At 65.5% G+C, this 20,230-nt stretch carries 9 protein-coding genes; 4 read left to right on the top strand and 5 right to left on the bottom strand.

Going from position 1 to position 20,230, the window contains the following annotated elements:
- The first annotated feature begins 10 nt into the window (after window positions 1–10).
- Window positions 11–4,123, top strand: a complete 4,113-nt coding sequence (locus IG178_RS20600; protein ID WP_193214475.1) for an FG-GAP repeat protein — start codon at window positions 11–13, stop codon at window positions 4,121–4,123.
- A gap of 6 nt (window positions 4,124–4,129) precedes the next feature.
- Here the strand turns inward: IG178_RS20600 and IG178_RS20595 are convergent, their stop codons facing one another.
- The 4 genes from IG178_RS20595 to IG178_RS20580 all read right to left on the bottom strand — a co-directional run bounded on the left by IG178_RS20595 (window position 4,130) and on the right by IG178_RS20580 (window position 17,577).
- Entirely contained in the window at window positions 4,130–5,083 is a 954-nt protein-coding gene (locus tag IG178_RS20595) for a DnaJ C-terminal domain-containing protein (protein WP_193214474.1), read from the bottom strand.
- Between the two features lie 81 nt (window positions 5,084–5,164).
- On the bottom strand, window positions 5,165–8,545 hold the full coding sequence (locus IG178_RS20590) for a thrombospondin type 3 repeat-containing protein (protein WP_193214473.1): 3,381 nt from the start codon (window positions 8,543–8,545) through the stop codon (window positions 5,165–5,167).
- Between the two features lie 22 nt (window positions 8,546–8,567).
- Window positions 8,568–11,990, bottom strand: a complete 3,423-nt coding sequence (locus IG178_RS20585) for a fibronectin type III domain-containing protein (RefSeq protein WP_193214472.1) — start codon at window positions 11,988–11,990, stop codon at window positions 8,568–8,570.
- Between the two features lie 13 nt (window positions 11,991–12,003).
- Entirely contained in the window at window positions 12,004–17,577 is a 5,574-nt protein-coding gene (locus IG178_RS20580) for a hypothetical protein (RefSeq protein WP_193214471.1), read from the bottom strand.
- Window positions 17,578–17,804: 227 nt separating this feature from the next.
- Here IG178_RS20580 and IG178_RS20575 point away from each other — a divergent pair, with 227 nt between their 5' ends.
- Together IG178_RS20575 and IG178_RS25665 are read left to right on the top strand one after the other, a co-directional pair.
- Complete coding sequence (locus IG178_RS20575) at window positions 17,805–18,086, top strand: hypothetical protein (protein ID WP_193214470.1); 282 nt, start codon at window positions 17,805–17,807, stop codon at window positions 18,084–18,086.
- Window positions 18,087–18,172: 86 nt separating this feature from the next.
- On the top strand, window positions 18,173–18,754 hold the full coding sequence (locus IG178_RS25665; RefSeq protein ID WP_226895638.1) for a hypothetical protein: 582 nt from the start codon (window positions 18,173–18,175) through the stop codon (window positions 18,752–18,754).
- On the opposite strand, the gene IG178_RS20565 is transcribed toward IG178_RS25665, so the two are convergent.
- Entirely contained in the window at window positions 18,717–19,283 is a 567-nt protein-coding gene (locus IG178_RS20565) for a DUF1287 domain-containing protein (protein ID WP_193214468.1), read from the bottom strand. The two genes, IG178_RS25665 and IG178_RS20565, sit on opposite strands and share 38 nt — an antisense overlap.
- Between IG178_RS20565 and IG178_RS20560 the strand changes: the two genes are divergently transcribed.
- Window positions 19,282–20,229, top strand: coding sequence for a DUF6528 family protein (locus IG178_RS20560; RefSeq protein ID WP_193214467.1), 948 nt, complete (start codon window positions 19,282–19,284; stop codon window positions 20,227–20,229). The two genes, IG178_RS20565 and IG178_RS20560, sit on opposite strands and share 2 nt — an antisense overlap.
- Window position 20,230 lies beyond the last annotated feature (1 nt).

The raw sequence follows: 20,230 nt of genomic DNA, 5'->3' as shown, positions 1-20,230 counted from the left end.
CATGACCCCCATGAAAGCCATCGCGTTTCTCACTTTCCTCCCCGTTCTCCTCTTGGCGCGCCCCACTCTGGAGGAAGTCCTGCTCGCGGACCCGGTCAACGGCCTCCACCAGGAAATCCTGCCGACGCCCACGGACCTTCCGAGCGAAGAAGGATTCGATGTCTCCGAATTCGGCGACGCCATCGCCCTCCATGGCGACCTCGCCGCGGTGGGCGCACCCGTCAACCGGGATGCCGGCGAGGGAAACCCCGGTGCCGTCTATCTCTACCGCCGCGGTCCCTCCGGCTGGGCGCAGATCCAGAAACTCGTCCCGCCCGATGCCACCGAGCGCCACCGCTTCGGCGATGACGTCGCCTTCAACGAGGACGGCACCATCCTCGTCGTCGGTTCGAACGATCGCGACACCTCGTCCACCGGCAACAACGGCGTTGCCAGCGGGGCCTATGTCCACCGTCTCAATCCCGCCACCGGCAAGTTCCACTTCGTCCAGAAGCTCGTCCCCGCGGACAATGCCTTGCGCGACCTGTCCGGCCAAGGTGTGGGCATCAGCGGCGATTGGATCGTCGTCGGTTCGCCCGGGGAAAGCTCGGGCCAGGGAGAACTCACCCTCTTCCAATGGGACGAAGCCGCCGCCGCCTGGCAAGAGAGACAATCCTTCGGCAACAGCTTTTTCGAACCGCTGGGCAATCCCGGCACGTTCACGATCCGCGGCGATGTCGTCTCCTACTTCAATGACTTCAGCGACGGAGCCGTCATCAACATCTACCGCCGCGACCCGCTGAGCAACCTCTGGTTAGCCAACTCCTCCTTCGGCGTCGCACCCAGCACGGCCTTCCCCATCCAGGACGCCAGCACGGCGGGCATCCTCAGCCACCGGAACAACAGCGGCCAACTCGCCCTCCGCAAGGCTGCCGGACCCGGCGGCCCGTGGATCAACATCGACACCTCCACGGCCGTCAGCGCGGGCTCCGGCACCCGCCCGGTGCTCTCCGCCGCCATCAACTCCTCCCTCATCGTCGCGAACTTCGGTGCCGGCGAAACGGTCAACCCCGCGCCCGTGCTCGAATTCCACCTCATCGGGGAAAGCGCCACCACGCCCCTCGGCTCGGCCGACACCGCCGACCACGGACGCGCGACCGCCATCGATGCCGACGACCACACGGTGCTCTTCACCGAGTTCATCATCCCGCCGGTCGGCAGCTCCTACCGCCAGGTCTCCGCCATGGTCGCCAATGAGGTCGGCCTGCTCGCGAAGGCCCGCTCGCTGCTTTTCTACGAGGACGCGGACCCGGCCGCACCCGGGGAAGCCGCCTTCGCCTATCAGAAGCTCCTCTACGACGAGGCCGCGCCCGGTTCCTTCTCCACCCGCCACGACGAGATCGAGACCCTCTACGCCCAGGTCAACCGCGACCACGCCGGCGAGGCCGACGAAATCCTACATCTCTCGTACCCCGACACCACCGGATCGGTCAGGGATGACTACGAGAACCTCTTCCTCGACCTCGCCTACGGCCGCGCCGCCGCGGAACTCATCCGCGCGCGCAACTCCACGGCGAACCTCGATGCGGAGCGACTCGAAATCCGCACCAATCTCTTCCTCGACACCGAGATCACCACCGTCCGCACTTCCCTCCAGCACACCCGTGCCGGCCTCAACGCCTACCTCGACCTGCTTGCCGACCCGCTCGGCGTCGCCCCCGACGGCGGCAACCCCGCGGGCCGCGCCCTCTTCAAACGCCAGGTCCCGTCCCGCCAGCTGTTCCCCGCGACCGACATCAACGGCGACTCCGTCGCGTATGACACCACGGTTGATCCCCCCGTCCTGCTCGACCCCGCCACCCCGTTGCTCGACGGCTACAAGGACTACGTCCTGCTCCTCGACCTCCTGCTCCAGCACACCCGTACCGCCTCGGACCTCGTCGACCTGCTGACCGCCCGTGACACCCCCGCCGACCGCACCGAGGCGAGGCAGCTGATCGGCGACACCCAGCGGCTTGTCTTCGAGCAGCGCTCCCTGCTCAACGCTCTCTTCGACCCCGCCGACCTCACCCCCGTCCGCCGCGACGAGCTTGGCATCGCCCAGCTCGACCGAGGTCTGGATGCCGCCCTCAGCGACCTCACCGGCTTCTCCCAGAATCTCGATGGCACCATCAACCTCCTCGGCTACGAGCCCGAGTTCCTGATGCTCATCCAGAACCAGGGCGGGCTCTTCGATTCCTACGACTCCTTCGAGAGCCTCCTGAACGACAGCAACTCGCCCCTCGAAGTTGCCAAGACCAACCGCCAGCTCGCGCTCGACGCCATTGCCTCCTACGGCAACAACCAGGACGCGCTCGAAAACGAGTTCAGCATCCTCGTTTCCAATTCCGAGGGCTCCATCGGCAACCGACTTACCCAGATCGTCGGCGTCCCCTACTCCGACCCGCCCACTCCGGCCTACCAGAACCCGCAGGACAACGAAGGCTCGGAGATCTGGCAGCAGCTCCAGTCCATCGAGGCCGCCAACCTCCGCATCCGTCGCAACAGCGCCGAAATCTCCAATCTCCATCGCAAGATCGCCATCGAACAGGAGCGCCGCGCCACCGAGGCCGGCATCAACGCCACCCTCAGTGCCCTGATCATCGACTACGGCAACCAGCAGGCGTCCATGACCGAGGAAATCGGCCGCATCGAAGCCACCCAGAAGGCCGCCGACGCCCTCTCCGAACTTTGCGAGGTCGAGAACATCACCAAGCTGATCACCGGCATCGGCGTGGCCAACGCCGCGGTGCAAGCCGGGGGCGAAATCGGGAAAGCCAACCTCCAGGCCTCCAAGGAGCGCCTCGCCGCCGGCCAGGACGCCGCCATCCGCGATGCCGACGACGACATCCTCGAAAACAACTCCCAGGCCCTGGTGAAAACGATGTTCCTGGAGATGAACACCCTGCTGATCGACTCGCAGGAAGCCACCATCCTCCTGCGCCAGGAAGTCGGCGGTCTCACCGGGCTGCTCGGCGAGAAGGCCGACCTCGAGCGCCGTCTCGACGAGGTCGACCAGGAACTGAGCGCCCGCTATTTCGCCGACCCCGTGCACCGCCTCCGCGCGCAGAACGCCACCGAGCTGGCCACCATCAGCTTCCGCAATGCCCGCAAGTGGCTGTTCTTCGCCGCCCGCGCCCTGGAGTACAAATGGAATACCCCCCTCAACCTCCCTGCCAATGAGTCTTCCGACGGCCGCGCCTGGACCACCGCTGATCTTTTCAAACTCCGCAACGCCCACGAACTCGACCGCTTCTTCACCGCGCTCGACGACTGGGACGACCTCGTCGAACAGAACCGCACCTACGGCAACAGGGACGATTGGTTTTCCCTGCGCGAGGACTACTACGGCTTCAAACAATTCGACGACCAAACCGCCGCCGAACTTTTCTACGATGTCGTGAACCCGGACACCGGGCTCATCGAGAACGTCAATGCCGTCACCGCCTTCCGCTACTCTCTGCGCCGCTCGATGGAGGACTGCAACGGCGACGGCTTCGACGACATCTGCGTGCGCTTCGACACCATCCGTCAGGCCGGCTACGACACCACCGCCAACGGCGGCGCCGGCGGCTACCAGACCAACTTCTTCCACCCCAACCTCTACCTCGACCGCCTCGATACCCTGCGCATCTTCGTCCGCGGCCCGCACCAGTTCCTCGGAGCGGTCGATGGCGACAACACCATCACGGCCCGGCTCGCCTACCTCGGCACCAGCGTCATCCGCAACCAGAGCCCCGGCTTGCCCATCAATCCGCTGCGCCCCGACCGCGTTGCCAACGAGTTCACTTCCTACCCGAACCGCTTCTACCGCTTTGTCCCGCGTCCCATCGGGGACCCTCTGGACAGCGGCTACGCCTACACCGAAGGCCTCAGTGCCAACACCGCCGAAGCCCTGAAAATCCTCCCCGGCCGCTCGCGCTCACTCCTCGAGCCCCTCGCCGATCCCGTCCCCATCACGTCCTTCCGCGAGCGCTCGGTCGCCACTTCCTCCTGGACCCTGGTCCTCTTCCCCAGCAGCGGCATCAACTCGAACACCCGGCTCGTCATCGACGAGATGGACGACATCGAACTCTACATCCTCCACCGCGCCGTCGACCGGTGAGCCGGGTCACACGCGGGGATTGAAGTGCGAGCCGTCGCGCAGCTTCTCCCACAGCTCGCGCTCTTTGGCGCTTGGTTGCTCCGGGACTTGGATCGAAACGACCACATAAAGGTCGCCCGCGCCGCCTTTCTTCGGCAGCCCGTAGCCGCCGAGCCGGAGCTGGTCGCCGGATTGGGTCCCGGCGGGAATCTTCATTTGCACCGACTTCCCCGCCAGCAGGCCGACCTCGATGGTCGCCCCCAACACTGCTTCCCACGGCGCGACCAGCAGGTCGCGGTAGAGATCGTGCCCTTTCACCCGGAAGTCAGGATGGGCCGCCAGCCGGACCCGCAAGAACAGGTCGCCCGCCGCACCGCCGCCCGCACCCGGACTGCCGTGACCGGCCACCTTCAAGCGCTGGCCTTCGCCGATCCCCGCGGGGATCCGGACCTGCACCTCCTGGGTCGTCGCCTTGCCGGTGGCCGGGTCGGTGTGACGGAGTGAGATGGTCCGCAGCGACCCCTCCATCGCCTCGACGAGCGTCACCATGATGTCGCCCTCGATGTCGCTGCCACGGCTGGTCCGGTCTTGCCCCGGATAGGCCCCGCCGAATCCACTGCCGCGCCGCGGCCGGCCGCCGCCGCCGAAGAAGCGCTCGAAAAAGTCGCTGAAGCCGGTGCCGCCGAACTCGAATTCGTAGTCGCCGCCCGCACCACCGCCCGACCATCCCCCGAAACCCGGATCGGCCTGCGGGTTCCAATTCGGCCCCATCGCATCGTAGCGCTTCCGCTTCTCCGGATCGCCGAGCACCTCGTAGGCTTCGTTGATCTCCTTGAACTTCGCCTCGGAACCCGTCTTGTCCTCGGCGACGTCAGGATGATGCTTGCGTGCCAACTTGCGGAACGCCTTCTTCACTTCGGCATCCGTCGCCTCACGGCTGACGCCGAGTGTCTTGTAATAGTCCTTGTATCCGGCCGACATCGCTCGTGGTTCGTGGAGGCGATTCTGGACCGTCGGACGGCCCTTGTCCACCCCACGTCCGGAGGCGGCCCGGGTGCCGGTTCACTTCAGGGAAACCCGGACCCGGTAGAAGGTCGACGGAGCGGTCGCCGCGGAGGGCGGCACATGAGCCCGCACCAGGTCGCCTCCCAGCGACTCGAAAACGACCCCGCCCGCCGGCAGGAAACTCCCACCGCCCAGCGTCCCGCTGGCCTCGACCGTGAATTGGAAGCGACCCTGATAGGCGGCCGGAAATTCGAAATCGAAGCTGTATCCGCCACCGCCGCCGGGACTGAAGGCCACCGCTTCCGGCTGGAACGAGACGGGTTCGCCGTCAGGAAGGTCGCCGCCGCGGGGATCGAGCCCGTCGAGGAAGTACTGCAGCAGACTGTAGCCGGCCTGCGGCTCGCTGAAGGGATCCTGGCCGGTGCTACCAAAAAAGAAGCGCTCCCATTCGTCGTCGAGCAGATTGCCATCTTCATCGCGGTCGCTGGGCGTCGGCAGCAAGGCCAAGGCAACAGAAGTAACCGCGATGGTCGGCCGGCCGTTGAAGGGCTCCGTATCGGTGAAGCCGGTCACCACGAAGCGCGTCCCCGGGCTGAGGCCGAGGCCCTGTTCCAGTGGGAAACGTTCCCCGGTAGGGGTCAGCAGCACCACCTCGCCAAAGTCGGGCATCCGGTCGTAGATCGCCAGTCCCGGTGAGGTCTCGGGAATCTCCACGGTCCAGCTTTCCACCGGCCGGAAGACCGAGGCGACTTCCGCGACGACCGCATCGAAGGCCGCCCGGGCTGCGTCGAGGTTGCTGGTGCTGGTGGCACTCTCATATCCGGACGGGTAGTCCCCGCCCCGCAGCACCAGACGCAGCGCATCGAAGGGCAGCAGCATCCCCGGGGTGCTCTCGGAATCCGCCACGTGACGGTCGTAGATCGCGTTCGCCAACTGGCTCATCGCCGAGCTGGCATCGCCGGCCATCTCCAGCGCCGTCCCCAGATCGAAGCCCGCCCCTCGCAGCAAGACCAGGTCGGCTGGCAACAGGGCGTTTTTCGCAGAGTCCGGCGAACGGTCGGGGAAGAGGGTGAAATCCACCAGCTGCGGCGCCGGATCCTCCGGCGGCCGCTGCGACTGCAGGCCCAGTTGGACCAGGGTCTCGACCAGCACGCTCACCGCACTGTCGGCCGGATCCGAAATGGTCCGCGCCGCCACCCGCTCGTAGCTTGCCGCTTCGGCCTGGGCCGCGCTGACCCAACCGGCGGTGTCCGCCGCCAGGTCGTTGCCAACCGGCGAGAACGACGGATCAAAGGCCTCGGGAGCCTCGACCGTGAGCAAGCTCAGGATCTCGCGTCCGTTGCGAAGGCTGTTGGTCAGGTCGAAATAGAACGGCGAACCTAGTACTAGCAGCTCGTCCTGCGGGATGGCGGTGTCCGAACGCAATCGCGCCCCGCGACTGCCACCGTCGGCCAATGCCGGCGAGAATCCGGCCACCGGGGCCATCGCCACCAGGCTGCCGTCCAGCCGGCGCAGCTCCATTTCCTCGGCATCGGCGGCTTCGACAGCCCCGCTGTCGCGGGCCACGGCCACCAGGTCGACGCCCCCGCCGGCCGCGATGTCCGACGGCGTCGCCGGGAAATCCCCCGGATCGCCGGGATCGGTGCCATCGATGATTTCCGCCAAGTCCGAGACCCCGTCGCCGTCGCTGTCGGCACCTCCGAATGGATTGAGCCCGAGCCCGAGCTCCACGTAATCCGGCACCCCGTCGCCATCGGAATCCTGGTCACCCAGCAGCCCGGCATCGATCTGATAGCTGCGGCTGACGATTGCCCCGCTCTCTCCGCTGGCCAGATCCCTCAGCCGGAACTGCATGTCGGCGCTGTAACCGACGCCGACCGGTCCGCTCCAGGAAACCCAGGATCCCGACGGGCTGTAGCGCCAGAGCAACTCGTAGCGCAGCTCGTCAAAAGTCGCACTCACCTGGAAAGCCGCTTCGTAGGCTCCCGAGACCGGCTGGACGTCGAGCGACGGCGTGTAAAGTCCGCTCGGAAGATTGCCGACGGCGGCGATGCTCAGCGCCGGCTCGACCTGGTTGGTGACGACATACTGGGTGCCCGCCGGCGGGTTCACCGCCTGGCTGACCGCACTGCCGAGTCCCCCGACGCTGGACAGGAAGGATTCCTTCAACACCGACACCGGGACCGGATCCGGGCTGACGCTGCGCCGGGTCCAGTCGGGGGCGTTCTGGATTCCGAGCAGGCGGGCCGACTCATCGGCCTGCGGGTCATCCGAGTAAAAGAGCAAGGTGGCGAAGTTCGCGTTGCCCGAGGGGATCTCGGGCAAGGACCCGGACTCCGTTTTCTCCCAGGCGCTGCCATTCCAGAGCAGAGTCTCGTATTCGCTCGCCGGCCCCGTGGCAGAGGGACCGGAAAGCTTCATCAGGCCGACCCCGGGCAAGGGCAGCAGTCCGGTCAGCGCCATCCCGGGTTCCGGCGTGAAGACGACACCCGTCGCGACCAGGGCATTGGCCGAGGCGTTGACCCGGTACCACTCCGCCTTCGAACCGTCGGCGGCGATCAGGATCATCCCGTCGGTGATGTTGCCGGCCCCGCCGTCGAGCACCGGCAGGATTGCCGAGACCTGATAGGGCAGGCTGACCGTCGTGTTTGAAAAGATCGAGGTCACGATGATCGGCGTCGCAATCCTCACCAAGTGCGCCTGCACCGAATTTTCGCGGTAAACCACCAGGATCTTCTCGGCCGCCGAGGTGCTCACATCCGCCACCGGATGTCCCGTGCCCGCGAACACCATCCGGGTCGACCTCACGACGCTGCCACCACTCCGTGCCACCAGGCCCATCGCGGTGTTCACCCCGCTGGGCCCTGCGAACAAGGCCGCGGTCTGGCCGGTGGAATCGTCATGGAAGGGCTCGATCCGCGTCATCAGCGTGGTCGCATTGCCCGCCGCCAGGACTCCCGGCGTTCCGGCCAGTTGATCCATCACTTCGTTGCCGCCGCCGGAGGATCCACCGTTGTAAATCGAACCCAACATCCATTCGGTGCCCGCTCCGCTGTCAAACTCCCCGATAGCCGCCGGACCGATGCCGGATGAGCCCGTCAGGGTCCTCGCCACCGGAACCGGGTCACCGGGCTCCAGCAGGGCGATCCGGTTGGCGTCCGGACCGGCAATGGCCAGCACCTCACTGCCGGAATCGAGTCCTCCCGCGACGTCGCTCACCGCGGAAATGCCCGAACTCAAGGGGGGCCGGAAAACCGCCGCGCCCGACGAATCCATCGAGCCGAGGCGGATGGTGCCGCTGACCCGGTCGACGAGGGCGAATTCCTTGGGCGAAGCCGCGCCCGGCACGAACCACTCGGCGGCCAGCCGCGATACCGGTTCAGCACCCGCCCGCCCGATCACAAGGCAGGCGGCGGTCAGGATGATCTTCATTCTCATGGCTTCAGGTTCCGGTTGAAGTTCAGTGCTGGACGGGTTCGAGCGGAATGACGTGGCGGATCTCCCCCCGTTCCGTGTAGCGGACGAAGAGGTGGCGGTACTTGGCGCCCTTGATCACCGGCAGCGGGTCCTCGACCAGGATCATCCCGGTCGCCGAGCCCAGGTATGGCGGCTTGGTCGCAGCCGAGGCAGGATTGCCCGTCACCGGCAGCACCGCGTCGGTCCAGTCACCGCTCAGCGGGATCGGCAGGGTCCCGTCGAAGGGCCGCACCCGGAAGAAGGGATCGCTGAGCTGGAAGCCGGGATCCTTGCCGAAGGGCGCTCGCACCCAGGACATGCGGTCGAGCAAGGGTGTGCACTGGACCAGGTTGGGCCGGGCATCCGGGAACAGGGTGCTCGGCATCTGGTAGCGGTAGATCATGAAGGGCATCAGCGCCTCGACCGAACCCGGGTCCTCCGCCGAGGTGCGGAGCTTGAACAGCAGTTCCTCCGGCGGGATGTCGCCCTGGATCTGCGAGCCCTTCCCCTGGCCCGATGCCTCGATCTGACCGGTCACCAGGCCGACCAGGAAGGTCGTCGGGATGTCGTATTCGATCGGCATCTTGAGCGTCCACAGCGGACCCTCGCCCGGGGCGTAGGTTTCAATCGTACGACGCATGTCGTAGCTTCCGGGCAGCGGCCGCGCCGGCCACGGGATTACCGGCTGGCTCTCGTCCGGCGGCAACTGCCAGCGGGCGGAAACCACGTTGCTGGCCGAACCGCCGGTCCGCGGGAAGGGCCCCGGCCCGCAGGCCCGCACGGCGAAATGGAGCACCTTGTCGGCCGGCAGCCCGACCTGGAGCGCGAACCCGGGTCCCGGACCGAAGATGCTGGTCACCCGCGGCGTCTGGAAGGGATAGAACGAAAGATCCGGATCGTCCCCGGCCACCCCGGCGACCGGCGACTCGCCGAGCACCTCGGAAAGCCCTTCGATCTCGGGAATGCCACCACCATCCTGCGCCACCAGGATCTCGAAGCGATCGACCCCGACCGGATCACAGAACCACTCGAGCCGCCCCTGGGCGACGCCGCCCGACTCCTCGAGCAGTTCCACCGGCGCCAACATCGGGGTCGGCAGGTCGGGATTCACCAGCATCACGCAACCGAGCGGATACAGGGGGCTCGGGTTGGCGTTCTGGTCGAAGACCTGCGCAAAGTAGCAGACTGACGTACCGTTGGCTGCCGGCAGCGCGTCGTCTTCCCAAACCGAGGACGCCGGGATAACGCCCTCCTGCTTGGCAATCAGCGACAGCGTCCCCTCGGGCCCAACCCGGCGGTAAATCCGCCATTCGTGCACGCCTTGGGCCGGAGGAACCTCGATCACTCCCTGGATGACATTCACCGAGCCGTCCGGATTGCGCGCCTCGTGCATGGGCGGGTTGTCCGTCACCGACTCGATCGGCCGGCAATCGCGCCCGGCGAAGGCCCGGAACTGGTAACGGGCGTAGGGAGCCCCTTCACCCTGCGGCGAGGCGGTCTGGGCGGGGGCCGAAACCCGTCCGCTCACGCCCACCGCTCGGACCCGGATGAAGAGTTGCTCGGAAGTCCCGAAAGGCTCCTGGAAGGGCAAGTTCACCCGCAGCGTGTCGCCCTGCTGGAAATAGATCCGTTGTGTATACAGGGTGGTCAGGGCCGCTTCCGACTTGCCGGAATACACCTGCACGCTAGCCGCAATCACGCCCGGATGGTCACGCTGCACCTCCACCGTGATCCCGTTGTAGTCGAGCGGCACCTCGCCGTCCTTCGGCTTGGTGGTCACCCGCTGGATGAACTCGAGCGAAGGGATGGTCCGGCAAACCAGGAAGCTGCCGCCCGGTGCATCCGGCGCCTTGAAGTCCCGCAACACGCCCGATCCCGGGGCCCCATGCCCGCTCAGGGTTTCGCCGGCACAGGCGGATTCCCCGACCGCACGGAGCGTGTACCACACCGTCTTGTCGAGGTGGGTCGTCACCGACGGCGCTCCCGAGCCATTGTCATCGAAGGTCCCGAAAGCCTCGCCGGGAACATGCGCCACGTAGCCGACGCGGCCGACCACCGGGTTGCCGACGCTTCCCAGGTAGTCCTGCGAGGCCGCCCAACGATAAATATAGTAGCCGGTCGCCGTCTCGCTGCTGTCGTCGCTTGGCGCCTGGCGGAACTTCACCCGCAGGAACTGCTTCCCGCCCTGGTCCGCCCAGTCTGCCGGATTGGCGGGCGGCGTGAAGGTGCTCGTCACCGAAATGATCGACGGCGGCGCCGGCGGCAAGCGGTCGCACATCTGGACCAGGGTCCCCGGCGACACCTGGCCGGGCATCCCGGTGATCCCGCGGGCGGCCACGAAGTAGTAGAACGACTCGCCGTCGACGAAGGGCCGGCGCACCGGTTTGCCGTCGGCACCGCGGTACCACACGCCATCGTCGGCGACGTCGAACCTCTTCTTGTCCAAGAGATCCGCCGCTGCGGCGGGATCGAGCAGGTCGCCGACCAGCAAGGGCAGTTGGTTGACCCGCCCGAAGTCCGGATCGGGATCGTCCTCCGACTCGGCCTCCACCGCGGTCAGCAGGTCGTGCCCCGAGGGAGCCGCGGCATCCCAACCGAGATTCACCGCAACCGATTCCTTCACGCGGAACACGTCGAAGCCGAAGGAATAGGGCATCTTGGCCTTGAGCCCGGGACCAACGCCCCAGCGGAAACGGGCGTTCAGGTGATCCTTCGGGTTGATCGGGAATTGCGAGCCGGCTGCCACCTCGTGGGGCACCTGGACCGGGGAGGCCGGGGCATCGAGTACCACCGGGGACGCCGGATCCAGCTCCACCCGGCCGATCACCTGCAGGTCGTTGTCGGTGCCGTCGATCTCACGGATCTCGTAGGTCGCCACTCCGGCCGGCACCTCGATGCAGAAGGCATGCCCGAGGCACATCATCACCCCGGGATGAGCGCGGCCGAGGAAGAACAGGCGGCTCATCAAGCGCGGATCGTCGACCGCCGACTGGATCAACTGGAACAACTTGCCGGCCGCGTCGAGCGTCGGGTCCTCCGCCACCGCCGGCGCCGCGGCGGGATCGAGGGTGACCTCGCGGTAGATGCCGTCGATCCGCTCCGGTGCGTGTTCCCCGCTGACATCGACTTTCGCCCCGAGCGCCAGCAGGGCGCGGATGGTCGTGGGCGAGGTTTGCAAGGTCTGGATGCCCAGCCGGCTGAAGGAACCCGCGGCCCCGATCGCCCCGGCCCGCGAGTAGATGGCAAAGCGTTTGCCGAGGGTGCTACCGGCTTCCCCGGGTTGCCACAGGATGTAGGCGAAGTTCCTGCCGTCCGAGTCGACCGTGGTCCCGACCGTGGTCAGGAGCTGGTCGCTGCCCTGGGCCGGCAGCCGGCCGGCAAATGCAAAGCCGGCGACTGCCAGCGCGATGAAGAGTTTCCGGATCATTGGATGGAAATGGTTAGAAATCGACCGACCACGAGCCGTCCTGATAGGTGACCGAGGCACTTTCCTTGAACTTGAGACAGAAGGGGCACCACCCGGCCTTGCCGGTCAGCGTCCCCTTGCCCTTGAAGCGCAGGCTACCGCCGTTCATGACGCCGATCATCGAGAGCTCGCCCCGGATCGACACCACGCACAGCGCCTCGCCGCTGACACCCAGCAACATCTTGCCGCCGAAGGTCGGTCCTTCGACGAAGTAGAAGGCCCCCGCCCCCACCCCGGCGGAGATCCGGAACAGGCAGCTCGACGGGATGCCGAGCAGCACCTCGGAAATCGGGATCCACACCTCGCCATAAACGTAGGCGCCGGTGAACGGTGGCGTGCCGAGCAGGTCGCCGACCTCGGGATCGACCATCATCAGCGGGTCGATGGTGCAGGTCCGGCCGAAGAAGATCCCGCCGGCAGCCTCGTAGCTGGAAACCACGACCCGCGCGGTCGCGGCCAGGTAGCACTCCTGCAAGCCGACCCCGACCGCCGCACCGAAGCCGGTGATCTTGAGGCTTTGGAAGTCGACCTCGCCCGAGGTCATCACCAGCGAGCCACCGACGCCGAGCGGCTTGACGGTCGGCGCCGTTTGCATCGTGAACTTTACCTCGAGGTCCGCGCGCACGTCCGGGCTGATCCAGTCGAGCGGCACGTCAAGTGCCCCGACCTTCACCTCGACCGCCACTTGGCCGGGCCCGACGCAGCCTCCGACATCGCTCTCCGAGTCGTAGCAGTTCATCTCGAAGTACGCGTGCAGCGTCATTTCCTCCGGAATCTTGAACTGCACCTCGGCATCCAGCCGCAGCTTGCGCAGGGTGTCGTTCTGAATGTGCGCGTAGCCGTCCACCGAACCCGCGCCGAGGTAGTCGTTGACGTCACCGATCAGGCCATTGATCGCCTCGTCGATCGGTCCCAGCGCCTCCTTGATCAACTCCTTGCACAGGCGGTTGACCTCGCCGAAGGCCGAATCGATCGCCGACTTCATCGCCAGGTCGAGTTCCGAAATGTACTGCCGCAGGGTGTACTGGATCTGCTGGATGAAGCCGGCCCCCAACAGTCGGTCGCGCAGGTCGGCGCGGATCATCGCGACGAACTCCTCCTTGTCGAATTCCGCGATCAGGTTGCCCGCCGTGCCGAGCACCGTCCCCGGCACGTAGGTCGCGGCATCCGCCATCTGGTCGATGAAGTCGTAGGCGGTCGCGCGGATCCCCGTCACGATCGCGTCGATCTCGGCCGAGGCGTTGGCGATGATCTGCTGGAAGTTGGTGATCAGCTCCTGACCGGCCTGCAGCTTGGTCCGCATCCCGACCAGGTAGCCCCGGGCTTCCTCGAGGGTCTCGGTCACCCGGTCCAGCGTCGGGTCGAACTCCGTCAGCAGTTCGTTGAGCTGGCTGTTCAGCTCGGAGCTCAAGTTGCTGAGCAAGGGATCGAGCACTGCGGCCAGATCTTGCGGTGCAAGTTCCGCGATCAACGAGCGTACCAGCGCTTGGACGATCTGCCGCTCGGTCCCGCCGCCCGCGGCCGGCACCTCGCGGAGGATGCCGTTGATCACCACGTCCGGCGAGTAGCCGGGCGGTGCGGTTAGATCGACGATCACATCGTCGCCATCGCGGAAGGTCTGGATTTCCCCGGTCACCGCATCGATCGCCAGGATCCCGCGCCGCAGCGCGTCGTCGACCCGGGTCACCAGGTTGGCCGCCGAGCTGGCGGCATCCGCGAGGTCGTCAAGACGACCCTTCACGCTGTCGGCCGGCGTCCCGATCGTGCCGTCGAGGTAGCGGTCGAAGACCACCTTGAGATCCCCGGTGCTGCCGTCGACCCAGTCGCCGTAGGCTTCGTTGGCGGCGATCGCGTCATTGTAGGAAGTGACCACCGCGCCGTAGAGCGGGTCGATGACCTCGTCCTCGATCCCGTCCAGCGCCTCGTCGAGCAGCTTCTCGATGTTGTCCGAGGCCAGATCCCCGATCTCGTCGACGCCTTTGTTGAGGGTGTCGGTGACGAACTGGCTGGCCGCCTCCGTCAGCGCGCGGGCGGCGCCGAGGCGCTCCTCGACGGCGTCATAGGCGGTGCTGACCAGGTTGATCTGGGGCAAGCCCTCGTACTGCGCGCCGAAGGAAAGCTCGGCGTTCTCGGCACTGAGGTAGTCGACCTGGTGTTCGACGTTGAGCACCAGCAGGTCGTTTTTTTCCGCCTCCCAGGAGGTGAAAAAGCGCGAGGTCGGGTTCCACTTCAGCGGGTAGTCGAGCGGCACAAGGCCGAAGATCGACTGGGTCGCGTGGACCACGAAGGCATTCTCCGCCGACGGGTTCTGGTAGTCAGCGACGGTGACGCCTGAGGTCGGGAAACCGCGGTGATCGCCGTCGAAGTTGCCGTTCGAGAAGAAGGTGTTCCCGCTGGCGGTCCAGCCGGCGGCGAGGTAAAGCGCAGCCGGAATGCCCGCCTGGGCACTGGTCATGCAATGCACCTTCAGGTCCTCGAAGAAGGGAATGTTGCAGGTCGCCGCGAAGTTGACGTTGCCGCTGCCCGGCGCGCCGCTGGCGAAGGGATTGTTGAAGTAGAGCTTGTTGACCGGATAGAGCGGGTAGGACTCGTCGCCCGGACCGTCCATCAGGAGGGTCGCCGGAAGGCCCAGCCGCCCGTCGGCGCCCTCGATGTTGTCGTTGAGCGTGGCGATGTTGCCGTTCGGCCGGAAGGCGAGGGTCCCGGCCAGCGGGGTGGAAATGTTGGCGGCGCCGGAAACCAGCCCGAGGGTCAGGAATCGGTCGGCATAGCAGCTCGCACCGGCTTCGGGCCGGAACTCCATCGCCATCGGGTCGAAGGAGCCGTTCCAGTACGCCAGCGGCTTGGTCGAGGTGTCCTCGGGATCAAGTTCGGCACCCTCGAGGGCCCCGGTGCAGGACAGCATCAGGTTGCTGAACTTGAGCCCGAAGTCCGAGGGATAGGGCACCGAGACCGCGCCGTTGATCCAGGATTCCTCGTTCTCGTTGGACAGGAATGTCAGCTGGAACCTGGTCAACTCGAAGGGATAGCCATATAGGGCCACCGAGGAATTGAAGCCATCCTTCTCCGCCACATGGCGACCCGAGAGCCCGCTCTTGCGAACATAGTACTTCGAAACTTCCTGCTGCAGGCGGTAGTCGTAATCGGAAGCCAGGTCGGCGATCCGGCTCGCGCCATCCTGGTTCGACGGGCCGACATCCACCGTGATCCCGCCATAGGCACCGAGCCCGTCCCGGTAGTCCCCGGTTTCCGGATAAACCAGCTGGCTCGAGTTTTCTTCGAAACCGGCGAGCAGGAGCACGGGCGGGGCGAGCAGGCCGGCCTTCTCCTTGAACACCGGATGGGAAACCAGGGGATTTCGCGCCGCATAAACCTGGAAACCGGGCATGAAGAACTCGCCGTCGTCGAAGATGTCAGTACGATGGGTGTAGGAGCCGATCCCTCCACCCCCGTCACCCTTGATCCCCCACTGCAGTTGCTTGGAGGGAATGGCAACCGGGGCAAACAGGCCGCCTTCGGGGGTAATCCGGAAATCGCCGGTGAGTGACTGCCCCTCCACTTCGTCCGGGGCACCGCCGGCAGGGCCGCAGGGATCGTCGGCACAAGACCCGTCATAGGTCACCTTGAGCGGCTTGGCAGCGGACAGGACGCTATTTTCGTCGAATTCACCGTCGATGATCCGCCCGACCCCCTGCCCCTCCCAGGCGAGGTCGGTTTCCAGCGGCAGGTGGGCGATGAAGGTCCCCGGCTTGAAGTCGACCTCCGCCTCGCGGGTCCGCACGCTGCCATCCGCCGATTTGGCGAACGTCACGTCCCGCGGCGAATCCATTCCAACGAAGCGCAGATAGCCGTCGTTGGTCATGCGATACGACATGGACGGCGACTCATGGAGCCCGGTCGACTGGTTGGTCTCCAACTGGGCAAAGGCCGCGTCGTGGATCCATTCGGCATCCTGCGCCGAAAAGTGCATCTCGCCGTTGGTGAGAAAGGTGAAGTCCGTCACCTGATACTGCAGCGGCCGCGCCTCGTCGAAGACCCAGGCATCGGCACCGAATGCCGTCGTCAGCACGCCGGCGTGGGTGAAGTCGGGCTGCATCGAGACCGGGTAGCCCATCGCGATCCCCGACTTGTAGCGTCCCCTCGCCGCGGCGCGGTCCTCGGTGAAGCCAAGTCCCTGGGGCAAATAAACAACAGCATCGCCGGCCGCCGCCCCGGAGGATGATAGCGTGGTGCTCGGGTAGCGCACGGTGACGCCACCATAGGTCGCCTCGACGTTTTCCAGCACCGCCTCGCTGCCAGACACGACCAGGGCGTCGCCGTTGGTCTGAAGCCGCACCCCGAGCGCGGCCGCACTGCCGAAGGTATAGGGTTCCCCGGGAATCGAGCCACTGTCGACCTGCAGGGTGCTGTTGACGTAACCGGCACCAACGGAGCCCGCCACCGGGTTGTTGGAAAGCGCATCGATCTGTGCCGTGACCCCGCCGAAGAGCAGCTTGCCGTTGAAGTCGAGCAAGCGCCGCAAGGTTGTGTCCGGCGTCTCGCCATCCTCGTGGTAGGTCGAGGGAGAATTCTCGAGGTGGTCGAGCTTGAGGCGCAGCTTGTAGGTCCGCGCCGGAGAATCAAGCTGGGCCACCGGCTGGAACGAGGCGGTCAAGGTACCCGTCGCAGTCGATGGCTGGTAGGGAATCCCGAACTGGGAGGAGTTCAGGAAGAAGTAGCTCGTGGTCACCCCGCCATTGACCAGCGGCACGTCGGCACCGGTGTCGTCGGTAAGGATCGCCGTGATCCGGAATGGAATGATCGCCGTGGCACCGCCGACGTCGTAGCGGCTGACGAAATAGGGCAGGGTCGCGGTGAACTCGTCCTTGGCCCCGTCGGTTTGCACCCGGTAGCTGCGGGTCCAGGTCGCGCCACCCGTCGGATATCCCCGGACCCAGTATTCGCTGCCCGGGGTGCCATCGGCAAAATGCACGACCGTGAACGAAGCGCTGTCTTCCGGCCCGTCCGCGGTCAACCAAGCCGGAAAGGTCCCGCCGCCGGGAAAGGTGATCGTGCCAAGCCGCTGCACCGTCACCCGCATGCGATAGGTTTTCCCCGCGCCGAGATCGACCCCCGGGTCCACCACGGCCGATAGCGACAGGGTTGTTGTCGGCGACAAGGAGTTGAGGGCAACGGTCTGACTGGCACCGGTGCTTGAGGTCGAACCGCTCTCAAGCGTGACGGCAGTCCCCGTGGCGGTGTCGATGAGCTGGGCGCTGAGCCGGAATTCCCCGGAGGTTGAAAAGTCCGCCGTGTTCTTGGTGAATTGCACCGAGGCGCTGACCGTCATGGCATCGCGCTCATAGCCCAGACCGCCGTTGTTCGCATCGGAGTCGATCACATAGCGTGGGCTCGCGGCGGATCCGGTTGGAGCCGTGATCGATTGGATCTCCGCGAGGATGCTCTGGGCGTTCGCGGACGCTGCCAACAAGCAGACCGTGAACAGATTACGGGCGACGCGGAGACAGATCCGCAGCAACCCCCGGGAACGGGTGAGTGGAGTTTTCATATCCTGGAGGGGGGCGGAATGAACGCTGCTTACCGGCAGGACCGGTAAAACAAACGGCGAGTGTTGACTAAATTGTAGTCTTGATAAGCGTCGAGTTCAAAATGTCAGCAACTCCGGAGGAAAGTCCGCGGTCATTGATAACAAGCCCATCACGACCGGTGAAATTCCCATCGACTTTCCTTGAGAATCCGCGGCAGCCTCCGGTTGCGCTGCACCTTCCCTCTCTCATGCTTTTTCCATCCCGCGGCCTGAAGGCCATCAACCACCGCGACACCCACTACCGCTGGATTGTCCGCAACCGCGCCGGCAAGAATGAGCTGTGGATCGAAATGACCGCCTCGGCCGCCGGTCAATTCGTGATCGCCGAGCTGCCCAGGGTGGTGAATCACGAGATGGTGCCGAAGGCGATCGACTACGCCCGCGCCAACGGCTGGGACCCGCTGAAGCGCCTGCCGCCCTTCCGCTGCAAATACGTCAAAGGCAGCTTCGTCGGCCTTCCGTCCGAGTAACTCGCCGCGGTGAGCCCTCGGACTGCTTTCCGACACCGTAAAATCCCGGGCTTGCTATTGCGAACGATTCTCAATAAATTGCCGCCATGTTTGAATGCTGGTGGCAAAATGATGGCTTCGAAGCCTGGCACTTGCGGGGTGACCTGCGGGGCGCGTCAAGGCGTTGGCAGCATCGTCTTTCCGACGAACTCTGGCTGTGGATCAATGTTTCCGGCGACGGCGTCGTTTGGGGGAAGGAACACCGGATCTTCCTGAGGCCCGAACTGTCCGGTTACTTCGGCGGCGTGGAGGGCGAGGATTGGAAGTGGACCCGCTTTCCGGGCCATCATGAAGCCGAGATCCTGGTGATTCCCCGCGACTTCATGATCCGGAATTTTGCAGCTGTTGCCGCAGCGAAAAACACGCCCTTTGCCCGATGGATGCGGGGCGAATCCGGCGTGGCCTTCGTCGGGACAACCGGCCAGGAATTGAAACACATCGGCGACCTGCTCGCCCGGGGTTGGAAATCGCGGCATCTGCCGGTCCGGATGCAAAGCTCGCTGGAACGTTGGACCCGCCAGCTTCTCGGGGTTCCATCGTCCCCTCCACGCATCAAGTCCGGCAAACTGCCGGCAATTCCTGGAAGCCGGTCTACTTCCAGCGGTAGTGTCCGGTCAGCGGGTAGGTGAAGAGCACGTCCTCTTCACGAGCGCCTCCGCCGATGTTGTGGATCACCAGCGGAACTCCTTCCGCGTTCTTCTTGTCACTCACGATCATCACGTGAGGGAGATGCGGCGGGACGGTGCATGTCACCAGATCCCCCGCCTTGAAGTCGTCCGGCTCCTTGGAAAGCTTCAGGGAGAAACCGCGCCGTTTGAAGAAGGTCTGCAGGTTCGGAACGCGCCGGTGGTCGATGTTCTTGTCCGGCCGGCTCAGTCCCCAGTTCTTCGGATAAGCCTTGAAATTGGCCTTCATGTCCTCGTGGACCAACTTCTGCAAATCCTGCCCGATGCCGTCGCGCAGTGCGCGGATGATCACGTCGGTGCAAACTCCGAGCGCCCTCGGAACGTCACCCCCGGGATAGTCGAGAATCACGTAGTCAGGATCGTACCAAACGGTGACCCCCACCTGCTTGCGGGCGGCCTCGACGATCTTCCCGCCTTCATCCCCGGCCGCCAGGGGCAACACCAACATCGCGAGTCCGATCAACCAACGCATGCCGCTCATACTCGGCCGGATTGCGACGGCCTATCAAGAAGATCCATGGAAAGACGACACCCGGAGTCCGGCGTATCCGCGGCAGATGCTCCAACTCTGCCTGTCCGCCCTGCTTCTGGTCAGCCCCACGCTCGCCGGAGACTTCCTTTTGGTTTGCGGCGGCGCCGAGGTGTTTCAACTCGACTCCTCCGTAGATCCCCCGGCCAAGCGCTGGTCATGGACCGCGAAGAACTGCGAAGAACTGCCCGCGGAGCTCGCAAACGCCTTCAACACCACCGACGAGTGCAAACCCGTCGACGGAGGCAAGCGGCTGCTCGTGACTTCATCAGGAGGCGGCTGCATCCTGCTCGAGCTCCCCGCCGGCAAGGCCCTCTGGTGGGCCCGCGTTCCGAATGCCCACTCGATCGAAGCCCTTCCGGACGGATTGATCGCGGTCGCTTCCTCGGTGGGTAATGCCGGAAACAAGGTGCTGCTTTTCGATCGAAGGACTCCCGGCAAACCGCTCTCGGAAGTCATGCTGCCGTCGGCCCACGGCCTGGTTTGGGATGACCAGCGGAAGTGCCTGTGGGCACTGGGCTTCGAGGAATTGATCGCCTGCACGCTGGAAGAAAACCGCCTCGAGGTGAAATCGCGGCACGCCCTGCCGGATAAGGACGGTCACGATCTCCGCGCCATCCCCGGGTCCTCGGAACTGGTGCTGTCCACCCATGCCGGCGTCTGGCGCTTTGACCGCGACAAGCCTGGCTTCCGTGCCGATCCTTTGCTGAAGGATCGGCTCGAAATCAAATCCATCGACGTCCATCCGGTGTCCGGAAGAACGGTGACCGTGCAGGCCTCCGGAGGAAACTGGTGGACCGACACCATCGGGTTTCTCCGTCCGGACGCAACGCTCCAACTCCCGGACGAACGGCTCTACAAGGCTCGCTGGCTAACCGGATCCGATTGAA

The organism is Neoluteolibacter marinus (genome assembly GCF_014904755.1).
GTDB classification, from domain to species: Bacteria; Verrucomicrobiota; Verrucomicrobiia; order Verrucomicrobiales; family Akkermansiaceae; genus Haloferula; species Haloferula marina.
Note: the sequence above shows the minus strand (reverse complement) of the source record. Positions and strands in the feature narration are given on the sequence as shown.